A 14,276-nucleotide genomic window follows, 5' to 3' on the forward strand; every position below is an offset into this window, starting at 1 on the left:
CCCCTCTGAGCTCTGCTGATGCACCAGGGGATCGATTATCGCGATTTCGTGCATTGGACGCATGAAACGGGCCGGGTCTACGGTCGTGACATGCCTTCCGTTCATACCGGGGCACCCGCCAGCACGGGTGCCTCCACCCCGTCGTCCCCGCAGGACCCCGAGCCCCGGGCCCCCCGGGCCCACGCACCCGGCCTCCCCGGCTACCGCCGGATGAGCCTCGCGCTCTTCGCCGCCGGACTCGCGACGTTCGCCCTCCTCTACTCCACGCAGGCCCTGCTGCCCGCCGTCTCCGAGGGCTTCGGGGTGACGGCCGGTCAGGCCAGCTGGACCGTCTCCGCGGCCACCGGCGCGCTCGCCCTGTTCGTGCTGCCGCTCAGCGCGCTCTCCGAGCGCTTCGGCCGGACCCGGATGATGACGGTGTCCCTGGCCGTCGCCGTCGGCGTCGGACTCCTCGTGCCGTTCGCGCCGAACCTGGAGTGGCTGGTGGCGCTGCGCGCCGTCCAGGGCGCGGCGATCGCAGGCGTCCCCGCCTCCGCGATGGCGTACCTGGCGGAGGAGGTGCAGCCCAAGGCGCTGGTGGGCGCGATCGGCCTGTTCGTGGCGGGCAATTCCATCGGTGGCATGAGCGGCCGCCTCGTCACCGGCTGGGCGGCCCAGGCCTGGGGCTGGCGGGCCGGCCTGCTGGCCGTCGGCGCGATGGCGCTGGCCTTCGCGGTCGCCTTCTGGGTGCTGCTGCCCCGGGCACGGTTCTTCCGCCCGGCATCGCTGGAGCCGCGCGCGGTCTGCGCCGCGGTCGCCGGACACCTGCGCGATCCGCTGCTGCTGCGGCTGTACGGGATCGGCGCCCTGTTCATGACCGTGTTCGGCGCCGTGTACACCGTCATCGGCTACCGGCTGGTCGACGAGTTCTCCCTCGGCCAGGGCGTGATCGGCTCGATCTTCCTGATCTACCTGGTCGGTACGGCCTCCTCTGCCGCGGCGGGGCAGTTGGTGGCCCGGACGGGGCGGCGCGGGGCCCTGTACCTCGCGGTGGCCACCACCGCCCTGGGGCTGCTGCTGTCGCTGGCCGACTCGGTGGCCCCGATCGTCGTCGGGCTCGTCCTGATCACCGCGGGCTTCTTCGCCGGCCACGCGGTGGCGTCCGCCGCGGTCAGCCGGACCGCGCGGTCGGGCCGCGCGCAGGCCTCCGCGCTGTACCAGTCCGCGTACTACCTCGGCTCCAGTGCGGGCGGCACGCTGGGCGCCCTCGCCTACCACGCCGGCGGCTGGGCTGCCACGGCCGGGATCGCGCTCATGGCGGTGCTGGGCGTCGTGTCGATCACCCTGTACGGCTCGCACGCGGCGCGGGCGGAGCGGCGGCTGCTCGCGGCGCGCTGACCCCGGCGTGCCCGGCGCCGGGCGGTTTCCGCGCCGGGCTGCGGCTGTCAGTGCCCTCCGGTAGGTTCCGTCGTACCGGGACCGACCAGGGGGATGACGCACATGACGGACACCGCCGACCTCGCCGCCGACGCCGACGCGGGACTGGACGCGGCGCTGGACCGCTACCGCGTCGAGCTCACCGGCTACTGCTACCGCATGCTCGGCTCCTCCTTCGACGCCGAGGACGCCGTACAGGACACGTACGTCCGCGCCTGGCGCGCCTACGGGAAGTTCGAGGGGCGGTCCTCGCTGCGCTCGTGGCTGTACCGCATCGCCACCAACGTCTGCCTGGACCTGCTGAGCGCCGGCAACAAGCGGGCCCGCCCGATGGACCTCAGCGCGCCGCAGCACCAGGCCTCCGCCGTGCTGAACGAGCGGCCCGAGGTGACCTGGCTGGAGCCGGTCCCGGACGCGCGCGTGCTGCCGCAGACCGCCGACCCGGCAGAGGCGGCGCTGGCGAAGGAATCGGTGCGGCTGGCGTTCGTCGCGGCCCTGCAGCACCTGCCGCCGAAGCAGCGGGCCGTGCTGATCCTGCGCGAGGTGCTGGCCTGGAAGGCCGACGAGGTGGCGGCCCTGCTGGAAACCACCACCGCCTCGGTGAACAGCGCCCTGCAGCGGGCCCGGGCCACCCTGGCCGCCCGCCCGGCCCGCGCCAGTGAGCCCGTCGACCCGCTGGACGCCGAGCAGGCGAAGCTGCTGGAGCAGTACGTGTCCGCGTTCGAGGCGTACGACATCTCCCGGCTGACCACGCTGCTGCACGAGGACGCGGTGCTGTCCATGCCGCCGTTCGACCTGTGGCTCCGGGGCCGTGCGGACATCGCCGCATGGCACCTGAACCAGGGCATCGGCTGCAAGGGCTCACGTCTGGTCCCCACCACGGCCAACGGCCTGCCCGCCTTCGGCCAGTACCGTCCGCGGCAGGACGGCCGCCCGGGCCACGTCCCGTGGGCGCTCCAGGTCCTGGAGGTGTCAGACGGCCGGATCACCGGGCTCAACGCCTTCCTGGACACCGCCCGCTGGTTCCCCCTCTTCGGCCTCCCCGAGGAGCTCGCCTAGCCCCACCAGGGCGAGGAGGGCGCGGAGTTCGGGGCGGGCGCCGGTCACGGCGAGGGGACGGTTCCAACGGCGGGCCGTCAGGCGGAGCCGGGCCAGGGTTTCGACGGCCGCGAGGGCGGGCGGGCCCGCGAGGGCACCGACGTCGCACTCCACGGCGGCGGCTCCGGCCGCGTACAGCTCCGCCAGTCGCCGGCACGCCGCGCCGGCACCACCCGGCGCCGTGTCGGGGCCGGTCAGGATCAGGGTCCGGTTCCTCATGACTGTCTGACCGGGCGGGACGCCGGGACTCATCGGTGGCCGTGCGTGCGTGGGCTGCGGGGGGGCCGCGGTCGGGCCGCGGTCGGTTGCGGTGGGGCTGCGGTGGGGCTGCGGTGCGCTCAGCCGTCGACGGAAACCTCCCACACGCCCCGGTTGCGGGTGCCGGCGCGCAGCAGGCGGGCGCCCGGGTGCAGGACGATGTCGCCGACGAGCGCGTTGGGCAGCCCACCGGCGAAGGCCTGCCAGGTCACCCCGGCGTCGGTGGACCCGTACACGCCCAGGTCCGCGGCGACCCAGATCCGGTCCCGGTCGCGCGGGTCGACCTCCACCGCGTTGAGCGGCAGCGGTGGCAGCCCGGCGGAGCGGTCGTCCCAGGTGGCGCCGCCGTCGGCGGAATGCCAGATGCGGCCGCCGCCGATGGTGCTGTGGGTGACCCAGATGCGGTCGGTGTCGGCGGGATCGGCGTGGATGTCGCTGATCCAGGCGTCCGGCCGGGGCGGCGTCAGCGCGGCCAGCGGGCTCCAGGCGCCGCCCTGCCACCGGGTGCGGTAGAGCCGGCCCCGCGTGGTGCCGACCAGTACCTCGTCGCCGTGCGGAACGTACATGGCGCTGCCCGAGCCCGGGGCGGGGAACGGCAGCCGCTTCCAGCTGCCCGCGTCGTCCCGGGAGACGTACAGGGCCCCGCCACCGAAGGCGACGGTCCGACCGGCGGTGGCGCTGGTCTCCAGGGGCGGGTAGAACAGCGAGCGCTCGCCGGAGGGCACCGGGGGCGACACCCCGGTCCAGGTGCCGGGGTCGCCGCGGCTGCCGGAGCGTTCCAGGTTCATGTCGAAGAAGGTGTGGAAGACCGTCCGCGGGTCGTCGCGGTTGACCGCGCAGTCCCCGCCGTCGCCGTCCTGGACGTGGGTCCAGTTCGGGGAGCCGGTCCAGCGGTTGGTGCCGTTGTCCTGGGTGCCGCCGAGCAGCCAGGTCTCGGAGGTGTGGTCCTGCGCCAGGTACTCGAACTCCGTGATGGCCAGGCCGTGGTTGAGGTCCTCCCAGTGCACGCCCCGGTCGGGGCTGCGGAACAGGCCGCCGTCGTTGCCGACGTACACCACGGCGGGGGCGCCGGGTTCGAAGGCGATCGCGTGCTGGTCGGGGTGGATGGAGTCGCCGCCGGTCTTCCTGGTGGAGACGTCCTGCCAGCTCCACGTCGTCCCCGAGCGGTCCCCGCGGTAGACGTCGATGGCGCCGAGGTAGACCTGGTCGGCGCGGTCGGGGGCGACGCCGAGGAACCAGTCGTACCAGGCCTGGACGGTCTGTAGGCCGACCGGTGCGGGCACGCGCGCCCAGTCCGTCCCGCCGGTCCTGCGCCACAGCCGCGCCACCTCGTCGGCGTCGGCCGCCCAGGCGTACGCGACGCCGGGATCGGACGGGGCGATCGCCACGGCGAACCGCGCGTACGGGAAGGTGCCGGGCCCCGGCAGGGTGACGGCGCGCCAGACGGATCCGCCGTCGTCCGAGCGGAACAGGCCGTCCGCACAGGCGGCGAGGGCCTCGCCGTTCGCCGACACGGCGACCGACCAGGTGGCGGAGGAGCGGCGCGGGGTCCAGCTCGCGCCTCCGTCGACGGAGGCGTACAGGCCGTCGGTGGTCCCCGCGAGGACGGTGCCCCGGCGGGTGGGGTCGAACGCCAGGTCGTAGAAGCCCCGGCCGACGAACGGGTCGGTGCACAGCGGCGCCCAGGTCGTGCCGCCGTCGGTGGAGCGGAGGACTCCGGTGCCCAGCCGGGCCCAGAAGTTGCCCTCCCCGGTGCCCGCGAGCACGGTGCCGGAGGAGGCGGGGTCGAAGGCGAGGGCGCCGGTCGTGAGGGTGGCCGCGTCGTCCGTGCGGGGCGCCCAGGAGGCGCCGCGGTCGGCGCTCTCCCAGATCCCGCCGCCCGCAGCCCCGACCAGCAGGTGCGCCGCGTTCCCGGGGTCGACGGCGATCGCGGAGATCCGGCCGGAGACGTTGACCCGGCTCAGGCCGTACGTCTGCCCGTTCGGCACCGTCCAGGGGCCGAGGGAGCGCCAGGCCGGGCCGCGGACGCGGGGCGTCGCGGCGAGCCGTTCGGCCGTCTCCCGGTACACGACGGCGAGGGACCGCGCGTCCGCGGCGCCCGACCGGACCCGCTCGGCGGCCTCCCGGGGCGGCGGGGCCCCCGCCGTCCCGTCCTCGCGGTCCGGCGGGACCGGCACCCGGTCCCGGGCGGGAGGCCGGACCTCGGGCGGCCCCACGGCTTCGGTGATCAGCTCCTGCTGCCGGCTCGCCTCCAGTCCGGGTACGGCCCTGGCGACGGCGGCGGCCGCCTCCCGGCCGCGGCCCGTGCGTTCGAGTTCCTGGAGCAGCCGGGTCAGTGCCTTGCCGCCCGGCGAGCGGTGCCGGCGCCCACCGGCGCCGCGCCCGGCACCGGAACCACGATCGTCGGGAGCGGTCGGATCCTGCATCGCTGCACCTCTTTCGGCGCGGGCGGCGCCGGGCGGACCGGGCCGCCCTGCGGCCCGGTATGTGCGCCGGCCGGCGCGGCGATCAGCCGTGCCCGCAGTGGTGCGGGAGGGGGCTCAGCCGTGCCCGGGCTGTGGGGGGCGCGGGGGTGCGGGGGCTCGGGCGGGGGGTGCGGGGGGATCCGGCCGGGCCAGGTCCGGGTCCGGGGTCGGTTTCCCGTCCCGGACCCGGCCCTGGTCCCGGTCCTTGCCCCGGTCCCGGTCCTCGCCGTCCGCGGGCGCTCCGGGGGGCCCTGGGGGCTCCGCCGCCGGCTCCCGGGCGGCGAGGAACTCCTCCAGCCGCCGTGCGGCCCGGCCGCCTCTCCTGTGCGGTGCGGGACCGTCGGTCGGCCCGTGGGACCGTCCCTCGCTCACACCGCCAGGTTACGTCCGGGGTATGACCCCCGCATGCGGGAACGCCGGCCCCGGCGTGCGGGGCCGGCGTTCCGGCAGGGTGCGCGGTCCGGATCAGGCGATGCGGTCCAGGACGATCGGGTTCGCGGTGAACGCCGTGCCCGTGGGGGCGATGTCGTACGAGCCCTCCAGCGAGGCCAGGGCGTAGTCGAACTTCTCCGGGGTGTCCGTGTGCAGCGTCATCAGCGGCTGCCCGGCCACGACCTGGTCGCCCGGCTTCGCGTGCAGCTCGATGCCGGCACCGGCCTGCACCGGGTCCTCCTTGCGGGCGCGGCCGGCGCCCAGGCGCCAGGCGCCGACGCCCACCGCGTACGCGTCCAGACGGGTCAGTACGCCCGACTCGGGGGCGGTGACCACGTGCTGCTCGCGCGCGACCGGCAGGGCCGCGTCCGGGTCGCCGCCCTGCGCCTGGATCATGCGGCGCCAGACGTCCATCGCGGAGCCGTCGGCCAGGGCCTTGGCCGGGTCGGCGTCCTTGATGCCCGCGGCGTCCAGCATCTCCTTCGCCAGGGCGATGGTCAGCTCGACCACGTCGGCCGGGCCGCCGCCGGCCAGGACCTCCACGGACTCGCGGACCTCCAGCGCATTGCCGGCGGTCAGGCCGAGCGGGGTGGACATGTCGGTGAGCAGGGCGATCGTCTTCACGCCGCTGTCGGTGCCCAGGGCCACCATGGTGGAGGCGAGCTCGCGGGCGTCCTCGATGTTCTTCATGAAGGCGCCGGAGCCGACCTTCACGTCGAGGACGAGCGAGCCGGTGCCCTCCGCGATCTTCTTGGACATGATGGAGGAGGCGATCAGCGGGATGGCCTCGACGGTGCCGGTCACGTCGCGCAGCGCGTACAGCTTCTTGTCGGCGGGGGCGAGGCCGTCGCCCGCCGCGCAGATGACCGCGCCGGTGGTGTCCAGGACGTGGAGCATCTCCTCGTTGGAGAGCAGCGCCCGCCAGCCGGGGATGGACTCCAGCTTGTCCAGGGTGCCGCCGGTGTGGCCGAGGCCGCGACCGGACAGCTGCGGCACGGCCGCACCGCAGGCGGCGACGAGCGGGGCCAGCGGCAGGGTGATCTTGTCGCCGACGCCGCCGGTGGAGTGCTTGTCGGCGGTCGGACGGGAGAGGGAGTCGAAGTTCATCCGCTCGCCGGAGGCGATCATGGCGGCGGTCCAGCGGGCGATCTCGGACCGGTTCATGCCGTTGAGCAGGATGGCCATGGCCAGCGCCGACATCTGCTCGTCGGCGACGACGCCGCGGGTGTACGCGTCGATGACCCAGTCGATCTGCTCCGGGCTCAGCTCGCCGCGGTCGCGCTTCGTACGGATGACGGAGATGACGTCCATGTGGTGCTTCCTTCTACGCGCATAGAGGGGTGGTGCGGAGTTCCGCGGAAGTACGGAAGTACGACGGCCCCTCGCCTCGCGGGGCGAAGGGCCGTCGTCACGGTTATCTCAGGTGGTCCGGCCCGAAGGCCTGCGGCAGCATCTCCGCCAGCGCAAGGATCCCCTTCGGGGTCTCCACCAGCAGTTCCGGTCCGCCGAATTCGTACAACAGCTGGCGGCAGCGCCCGCACGGGACGAGGACGTCGCCCTTGCCGTCGACGCAGGTGAAGTGCGTCAGGGAGCCGCCGCCGGTGGCCTGGAGGGAGGACACCAGGCCGCACTCGGCGCACAGGCCGAGCCCGTAGCTGGCGTTCTCGACGTTGCAGCCGGTCACGATCCGCCCGTCGTCGACGAGGGCCGCGGCCCCGACCGGGAAGCCGGAGTAGGGGGCGTAGGCCCGGGACATGGCGTCCCGGGCGGCCTCCCGCAGGGCCTCCCAGTCGGGGGTGGGCGCCGTGGTCACTTGCCTTGCCCCTTGCGGTACGGCATGCCGTCCGCCTTCGGCATCCGCAGGCGCTGCGCCGACAGGGCGAGCACGAGCAGCGTCGTGACGTACGGGGCCGCGTCGACGAACTGGCTCGGGACGGCGTCGACCAGCGCGTACCAGACGAACAGGCCGGCCGCGCAGGCGGCGGCGATCGCGGCCTGGACGTGCTTGCGCTTGTACAGCTGCCAGACGACGACGGCCACGAGCAGGATCGCGAGGAGCAGGAGCATCGCGTGGACGTTCTCGGCGCCACCGCGCAGCTTCAGGCTGTAGGTGAAGCCGAACAGGCCCGAGCCGAGGGCCATGCCGCCCGGCATCCAGTTGCCGAAGATCATGGCGGCGAGGCCGATGTAGCCGCGGCCGCCGGTCTGGCCCTCCTGGTAGATGCCGGTGGAGACGATCGCGAGGAACGCGCCGCCCAGGCCGGACAGGGCACCGGAGACGACCACGGCGATGTACTTGTACTTGTACACGTTGACGCCGAGGGACTCCGCGGCGACCGGGTTCTCACCGCAGGAGCGCAGCCGCAGGCCGAAGGCCGTGCGCCACAGCACCCACCAGGTGGCGGGGATCAGCAGGATCGCGACGACCGTCAGCAGCGACAGGTTGGTCACCAGGCCGCCGAGGATGCCGGCGAGGTCCGAGACCAGGAACCAGTGCTTGGCCTGGAGGTCGGCCAGCGCGTCCGACAAGCCGGGGATGGTGATCTCGGTGATCGGCTCGATGCGCGGGGACTGCTTGGAGGAGCCGCCAGGGACCGTGTCGAAGGTGAAGTTCGACAGGTACTGGGTGAAGCCGATGGCCAGGATGTTCACGGCCACACCGGAGACGATGTGGTTGACGTTGAACGTGACGGTGATGATCGCGTGCAGCAGGCCGCCCAGGGCGCCGCCGACGATGCCCATGAGGACACCGGTCCACGGACCCCACTGGTAGCCGGCCCAGGCGCCGAACCAGGTACCGAGGATCATCATGCCTTCGAGGCCGATGTTGACCACGCCGGAGCGCTCGGCCCACAGGCCGCCGAGGCCTGCCATGGCGATCGGCACGGCGAGCTGGAGCGCGCCGGAGACCTGGCCGATGGACGTCAGGTCCTCGGCGCCCGAGACGGTCCGGACCAGCGAGATCAGGACGAGGCCGCCCGCGATGATCAGCAGGATCCAGGGCAGGGTGAGCTTGCGGCGGCCGCCGCCCTTGGGCGCGGCGCTCGTCGCGGAAACGGTGCTGGTGCTCACGCCGCGACCTCCTTGTCGGTCTTGATGGCGTGGCCGGCGGCCAGCTCCGCGCCGACCTTCTGCTGCTGGCGGCGGATGCCGTAGCGGCGGACGAACTCGTAGCTGACGACGACCGCGATCACGATCAGGCCCTGCATGATCGTGCCGATCTCCTTGGCGTAGCCGGCGGTGTCGAGGCCGGCGGAGGCCTTGTCGATGAAGGCGATCAGGAGGGCGGAGAAGAAGATGCCGAGCGGGTTGTTGCGGCCCAGCAGGGCGATGGTGATGCCGGTGAAGCCGATGCCCGCCGGGAACGACAGGTTGTACGTGTGGGACTCGCCGAGCAGCAGCGGCATGCCGGTGAGGCCGGCGACGGCGCCCGAGATGAGCATCGAGGTCATGATCATCTTCTTGGCGTCCACACCGGAGGCCTGGGCGGCGGACTCGCTGGCGCCGGTGGCGCGCAGGTCGAAGCCGAACCGGGTGCGGTTGAGGACGAACCAGTAGACGACGCCGAGGGCGAAGGCGACGAAGGTGAAGCCGTAGATCTCCAGGCCCGGGCCGATCTCGACGGCCGGGAACCAGCCCGACTCCGGGATGTCACCGGTGGTCAGGTCGTTGGAGCCGGGCAGCTGGACGCCCAGGTTCTTGGGCAGCAGCAGCCAGGCGATCAGGGAGGTCGCGATGGCGTTCAGCATGATCGTCGAGACGACCTCGCTCACACCGCGCTTGGCCTTGAGGATGCCCGCGATACCGGCCCAGAAGGCACCGGTGAGCATGGCCACGGCCACGATCATCAGGATCTGCAGCGGGCCGGGCAGCGTGACCGCGGCGCCGATGACGGCCGAGATCATCGCGGCGAGGCGGTACTGGCCGTCCACACCGATGTTGAAGAGGTTCATCCGGAAGCCGATGGCCACGGCCAGGGCCGCCAGGTAGTAGATGCCCGCCTGGTTGAGGATCAGGACCTGGATGTCCTCGTAGCCGGCCTGCTCGAACATGATGCGCAGCGGGTCGATCGGGTCCACGCCCGAGGCAGCCAGCACGATCATGGTCAGTACGAAGGCGCTGACCAGCGCGAGCACGGGTCCGGCGGCCGCGAGCAGCAGCCGGTCCTTGTCGAATTTCTTCATCGGGCCTCGTCCTCCGTCGTGTCACCGTCGGCAGCGACAGAGCCTTGATCGGGGTGGGGTTCGGTGGCTTCCAGGTGGCCGCGCGCGGCACCCGTCATGGCGGTGCCGAGCTCTTCCGGCGTGATGGTCGCCGGGTCGGCGTCCGCGACCAGGCGGCCGCGGTAGATGACGCGCAGGGTGTCGGACAGGCCGATCAGCTCGTCGAGGTCGGCGGAGATCAGGAGCACGGCCAGGCCCTCGCGGCGGGCCTCGCGGATGGCGTCCCAGATCTGCGCCTGCGCACCGACGTCCACACCGCGGGTGGGGTGGGCGGCGATGAGGAACTTGGGGTTGTGGCTCATCTCGCGGCCGACGATCAGCTTCTGCTGGTTGCCGCCGGAGAGCGAGGCCGCGGTGACGTCGATGCCCGGGGTGCGGACGTCGTACTCGCGCACGATCCGCTCGGTGTCCTTGCGGGCGGCCTTCGGGTCGAGGATGCCGCGCTTGGAGTTGGGCGCCTCGGTGACGTGGCCGAGGATGCGGTTCTCCCACAGCGGGGATTCCAGCAGCAGGCCGTGGCGGTGGCGGTCCTCGGGGATGTAGCCGATGCCGTCTTCGCGGCGCTTGCGCACCGGGTGCTTGGTGATGTCCACGCCGTCGAGGGTGATCACGCCCGAGTCCGGGGCGACCATGCCCATGAGGGCCTCGATCAGCTCGGTCTGGCCGTTGCCCTCGACACCGGCGATGCCGAGGACCTCGCCCTTGTGGATCGTGAAGTCGACGCCGTCCAGCAGCAGGCGGCCGACGGCCACGTGCTCGTGGACGTAGTCCACGTCCTCGTTGCGGTCCCCTGCGGCGACCGCCAGCGGGACGGTCGGCGCACCGCCCGTCTCGGCCAGGGTCAGGCCCTTGACCTGGAGCATCGGGACGTCGGTGACCGTCGACTCGCGGGTCTCCGGGGTGGGCAGCTCGCTGCCCACCATCAGCTCGGCGAGCTGCTTGGTCGTCGCGGTCTTCGGGTCGGCCGTGCCGACCGTGGTGCCGCGACGGATGACGGTGATGTCGTCGGCGACCTTCAGCACCTCGCCCAGCTTGTGCGAGATGAAGATGACGGTCAGGCCCTCGGCCTTGAGCTCGCGCAGGTTGTCGAAGAGCGCGTCCACCTCCTGCGGCACGAGCACGGCGGTCGGCTCGTCGAGGATGAGGGTGCGGGCACCGCGGTAGAGCACCTTGAGGATCTCCACGCGCTGGCGGTCGGCGACACCGAGGTCCTCGACCAGGGCGTCGGGACGGACACCGAGGCCGTACGCGTCCGAGATCTCCAGGATCTTCTTGCGGGCCTTGGCCCCGATGCCGTACAGCTTCTCGCCGCCGAGAACGACGTTCTCCAGGACGGTGAGGTTGTCGGCCAGCATGAAGTGCTGGTGGACCATGCCGATGCCGCGGGCGATGGCGTCGCCCGGGTTGTTGAAGGAGACCTGCTCCCCGTCGATGGCGATGGTGCCCTCGTCCGGCTTCTGCATGCCGTAGAGGATCTTCATCAGGGTCGACTTGCCGGCACCGTTCTCACCGATCAGGGCGTGGACCGTGCCCTTGCGGACGGTGATGGCGATGTCCTTGTTGGCGACGACGCCGGGGAAACGCTTGGTGATGCCGTGCAGTTCTACGGCAGGGGGGCTGGACGCGTTGATGACGCACTCTCCTTGGCGCGAAAGGAGCTGGAAAGACCGCTGGGCGGGGGGACAGGGCGGGGAGAGAAGGTATCGCGTCCACGATGCCTCTACGCGCGTAGCACTGTCGGAAGTGAAAACTTGCGGCCAAGTGGCCACGAGCAATCACGAAATGCGGTTCGGGGCCCGGGAGCGGCAGAGACCGCTTCCCGGACCCCCGAGACCTTACTTCACGTCAGGTGACGGCCTTACGGCGCGGTCTTGACGGTGATCTTCTTGGCGATGATGTCGGCCTTGGCCTTCTCGACGGCGGCGATGACATCGGCCATGTTCTTGTACTCCGGGTTGGAGGGAGCCAGGCCCACGCCGTTGGCGTCCAGACCGTAGCGGACCTCACCGGACTGCGGCTTGCCGTCCTGGACCGACTTGATCAGGTTGTAGACGGCACCGGACACGTCCTTGGTGACCGAGGTCAGGATCTTGTCCTTGTACTTCGCCAGACCGGCCTGGTTGTACTGGTCCGAGTCGACACCGATGGCCCACTTGCCGGCGGTGGCGGTGGCCTCGATCGCACCGGAGCCGGCGAGGCCCGCGGCGGCGTAGACCACGTCGGCGCCGTTGTCGAGCTGGCCCTTGGCGGCGGCCTTGCCCAGGTCGGGCTTGGCGAAACCGGAGAAGTCCGGCGGCTGGCTCAGGTAGGTCGACAGCACCTTGGCGTTCGGGTTGGTGTCCTTGACGCCCTGGGTGAAGCCCGCCTCGAACTTCTTGATCAGCGGAACCTCGACACCGCCGATGAAGCCGACCGTGCCGGACTTGGAGGCCTTGGCGGCGGCGACGCCGGCCAGGTACGAGCCCTGCTCCTCGTTGAAGACCAGGTTCGCGATGTTCTTGTCGGTCACCGACGTGTCGTCGATGAGGCCGAAGGTCGTGTTCGGGAACTTCGGCGCGACCTTCTTGATCGCCGGCGCGTAGGCGAAGCCGACACCGATGACCGGGTTGTTGCCCTTGCGAGCCAGCTCGGTGAGGCGCTGGACCTTGTCGGCCTCGCTCTCGCCCTCGGTGGGCTCCGCCTCGGCGCCCTTGACCTTCAGGTCCTTCTCGGCCTTCTCCAGACCCGCGTACGCGGCGTCGTTGAAGGACTGGTCGCCACGGCCGCCGATGTCGTAGGCGATGGCTGCGGACTTCTCCGCCGAGTCGGTGGACGACGCGGTGTCGGAGGACTTCTTTCCGCCACAGGCGGTGGCCGAGAGGGCCAGCGCCGCGGACGCGAGGCCCACGGTGGCGATCCTGGTGATCCGGCGCAAGGGGAGGCTCCTTCAAAACCTGACCGAAAGCGCCTACTGACCGGCGCTGGTTTTCGCGGCGATCGTAACGCGCGTAGATGTCAGTTAAAGGCCCGTTCATGAGTCGTTATCGGATCGTCGTGAACCGGACAGTGACCGATCAGTGACGCGCCCGGCGTCCAACCCTTGGCGCACAAGGGCTGGACAGGTGTGCCGGGCGCCGCTCAGATGAGGTAAAAATTCGCTACGAGATCGGCCCCGCGCGGTGCCCGTCGATCAGTGCGGCGGCCGTGAAGAACTCCACGCCGACCCCGATCGCGGCCTCGTCCACGTCGAAGTCGCCCCGGTGGAGGTCCTTCTTCACACTGCCGCCCGGCGGGTGGACGCCCAGGCGGGCCATGGCCCCCGGCACGTGTTCCAGGTACCAGGAGAAGTCCTCCCCGCCCAGGCTCTGCTCGGTGTCCTCGACCGACTCGGCACCCCGCCGGGCAGTCATCGACTCCCGCAGCAGCTCCGTGATCACCGGATCGTTGACGACCGGCGGCACCCCGCGCACGTAGGTGATCTCCGACTTGGCCCGGTGCACCCCGGCGATCTCGTCGATCGCCGCGTGGATCTGGTCGGGTGCCTCGTGCCAGGCCTTGATGTCCAGGCAGCGGATCGTCCCGGACAGCTCCGCGTGCATCGGGATCACGTTGCAGGCGTGCCCGGACTCGATCCGGCCCCAGGTGATCGACATGCCCGAGCGGGCGTCCATCCTCCGGGAGACCACCGCCGGCAGGTCGGTGGCGACCCGGGCGGCGGCCGTCACCAGGTCGGTGGTGAGGTGCGGCCGGGCGGTGTGCCCGCCGGGGCCCTCCAGGGTGATCTCCAGGCGGTCGCAGGCGGAGGTGATCGGCCCGGCCCGCAGGCCGATCTTCCCCGCGTCGACCCGGGGGTCGCAGTGCACCGCAATGATCTTGCCGACGCCGTCGAGGACCCCGGACGCGATGGCGTCGGTGGCCCCGCCCGGCAGCACCTCCTCCGCGGGCTGGAAGAGCAGCCGCACGGGTCGGGGCAGCAAGCCCTGCCGGTCGAGCTCGGCGAGGACCAGCCCGGCACCGAGGACGACCACCGTGTGCACGTCGTGGCCGCACGCGTGCGCCCGGTCGGGGAAGGTCGAGCGGTACGCGACGTGCGTCTTGGCGTCGGGAATGGGCAGGGCGTCGATGTCCGCGCGCAGCGCCAGCATCGGCCGACCGCCGTCCCAGGTGCCCACGTCGCAGACCAGCCCGGTCCCCGACTTCAGTACGCGTGGGCGCAGGCCGGCTTTCTCCAGTCGGGCCTTGATGGCCGCCGTGGTGCGGAACTCCTGGTGTCCTAGCTCCGGGTGCATGTGCAAGTCCCGGCGGAAGGCGATCAGTTCGGCACGCAGGTGGTCCGGAAGAGTGCCGGGCAGCTCGGGCTGGGCGGGCGTGCCGGGCAGGACGGGCTGGGACTCGCGGGACATCA

Annotated in this window: 11 protein-coding genes; 2 read left to right on the top strand and 9 right to left on the bottom strand. The window is 72.1% G+C overall.

Annotation, left to right across the window (positions count from 1 at the left end; genetic code table 11):
- The first annotated feature begins 90 nt into the window (after positions 1-90).
- Both ACFV7Q_RS10135 and ACFV7Q_RS10140 read left to right on the top strand, forming a co-directional pair.
- Positions 91-1,377: an MFS transporter gene (locus ACFV7Q_RS10135; protein WP_385426152.1), complete on the top strand. Its 1,287-nt coding sequence runs from the start codon at positions 91-93 to the stop codon at positions 1,375-1,377.
- Positions 1,378-1,479: 102 nt separating this feature from the next.
- Positions 1,480-2,475 (top strand): sigma-70 family RNA polymerase sigma factor, encoded by a 996-nt coding sequence (locus tag ACFV7Q_RS10140; protein ID WP_385426155.1) that lies wholly within the window; start codon positions 1,480-1,482, stop codon positions 2,473-2,475.
- Here the strand turns inward: ACFV7Q_RS10140 and ACFV7Q_RS10145 are convergent.
- The 9 genes from ACFV7Q_RS10145 to ACFV7Q_RS10185 form a co-directional block, all read right to left on the bottom strand.
- Complete coding sequence (locus tag ACFV7Q_RS10145) at positions 2,389-2,733, bottom strand: hypothetical protein (RefSeq protein ID WP_385426158.1); 345 nt, start codon at positions 2,731-2,733, stop codon at positions 2,389-2,391. The two genes, ACFV7Q_RS10140 and ACFV7Q_RS10145, sit on opposite strands and share 87 nt — an antisense overlap.
- A 119-nt stretch (positions 2,734-2,852) precedes the next feature.
- Complete coding sequence (locus tag ACFV7Q_RS10150; RefSeq protein ID WP_385426161.1) at positions 2,853-5,198, bottom strand: WD40/YVTN/BNR-like repeat-containing protein; 2,346 nt, start codon at positions 5,196-5,198, stop codon at positions 2,853-2,855.
- Between the two features lie 504 nt (positions 5,199-5,702).
- Positions 5,703-6,980 (bottom strand): thymidine phosphorylase, encoded by a 1,278-nt coding sequence (locus tag ACFV7Q_RS10155; protein ID WP_385426163.1) that lies wholly within the window; start codon positions 6,978-6,980, stop codon positions 5,703-5,705.
- A gap of 103 nt (positions 6,981-7,083) precedes the next feature.
- A complete protein-coding gene (locus ACFV7Q_RS10160) occupies positions 7,084-7,482 on the bottom strand; it encodes a cytidine deaminase (protein WP_385426166.1) in 399 nt (132 codons plus the stop codon).
- On the bottom strand, positions 7,479-8,741 hold the full coding sequence (locus ACFV7Q_RS10165) for an ABC transporter permease (protein ID WP_385426168.1): 1,263 nt from the start codon (positions 8,739-8,741) through the stop codon (positions 7,479-7,481). The genes ACFV7Q_RS10160 and ACFV7Q_RS10165 overlap by 4 nt, the downstream gene beginning before the upstream one ends.
- A complete protein-coding gene (locus tag ACFV7Q_RS10170) occupies positions 8,738-9,853 on the bottom strand; it encodes an ABC transporter permease (protein WP_385426170.1) in 1,116 nt (371 codons plus the stop codon). Before ACFV7Q_RS10170 ends, ACFV7Q_RS10165 begins: the two co-directional genes overlap by 4 nt.
- Complete coding sequence (locus ACFV7Q_RS10175) at positions 9,850-11,523, bottom strand: ABC transporter ATP-binding protein (RefSeq protein ID WP_385426297.1); 1,674 nt, start codon at positions 11,521-11,523, stop codon at positions 9,850-9,852. Before ACFV7Q_RS10175 ends, ACFV7Q_RS10170 begins: the two co-directional genes overlap by 4 nt.
- Before the next feature lie 227 nt (positions 11,524-11,750).
- Entirely contained in the window at positions 11,751-12,806 is a 1,056-nt protein-coding gene (locus tag ACFV7Q_RS10180) for a BMP family protein (protein WP_385426173.1), read from the bottom strand.
- A gap of 223 nt (positions 12,807-13,029) precedes the next feature.
- Positions 13,030-14,274, bottom strand: a complete 1,245-nt coding sequence (locus ACFV7Q_RS10185; protein ID WP_385426300.1) for an amidohydrolase — start codon at positions 14,272-14,274, stop codon at positions 13,030-13,032.
- Positions 14,275-14,276: the final 2 nt, after the last annotated feature.

The organism is Streptomyces sp. NPDC059851, from assembly GCF_042732005.1.
Classification (GTDB): Bacteria; Actinomycetota; Actinomycetes; order Streptomycetales; family Streptomycetaceae; genus Streptomyces.

What these genes read in the sequence shown, in the direction of transcription:
- ACFV7Q_RS10140 (WP_385426155.1), top strand. Translation starts at nt 1,480, where the DNA reads ATGACGGACACCGCCGACCTCGCCGCCGACGCCGACGCGGGACTGGAC.
- ACFV7Q_RS10145 (WP_385426158.1), bottom strand. Translation starts at nt 2,733, where the DNA reads ATGAGGAACCGGACCCTGATCCTGACCGGCCCCGACACGGCGCCGGGT.
- ACFV7Q_RS10150 (WP_385426161.1), bottom strand. Translation starts at nt 5,198, where the DNA reads ATGCAGGATCCGACCGCTCCCGACGATCGTGGTTCCGGTGCCGGGCGC.
- ACFV7Q_RS10135 (WP_385426152.1), top strand. Translation starts at nt 91, where the DNA reads ATGCCTTCCGTTCATACCGGGGCACCCGCCAGCACGGGTGCCTCCACC.
- ACFV7Q_RS10155 (WP_385426163.1), bottom strand. Translation starts at nt 6,980, where the DNA reads ATGGACGTCATCTCCGTCATCCGTACGAAGCGCGACCGCGGCGAGCTG.
- ACFV7Q_RS10170 (WP_385426170.1), bottom strand. Translation starts at nt 9,853, where the DNA reads ATGAAGAAATTCGACAAGGACCGGCTGCTGCTCGCGGCCGCCGGACCC.
- ACFV7Q_RS10185 (WP_385426300.1), bottom strand. Translation starts at nt 14,274, where the DNA reads ATGTCCCGCGAGTCCCAGCCCGTCCTGCCCGGCACGCCCGCCCAGCCC.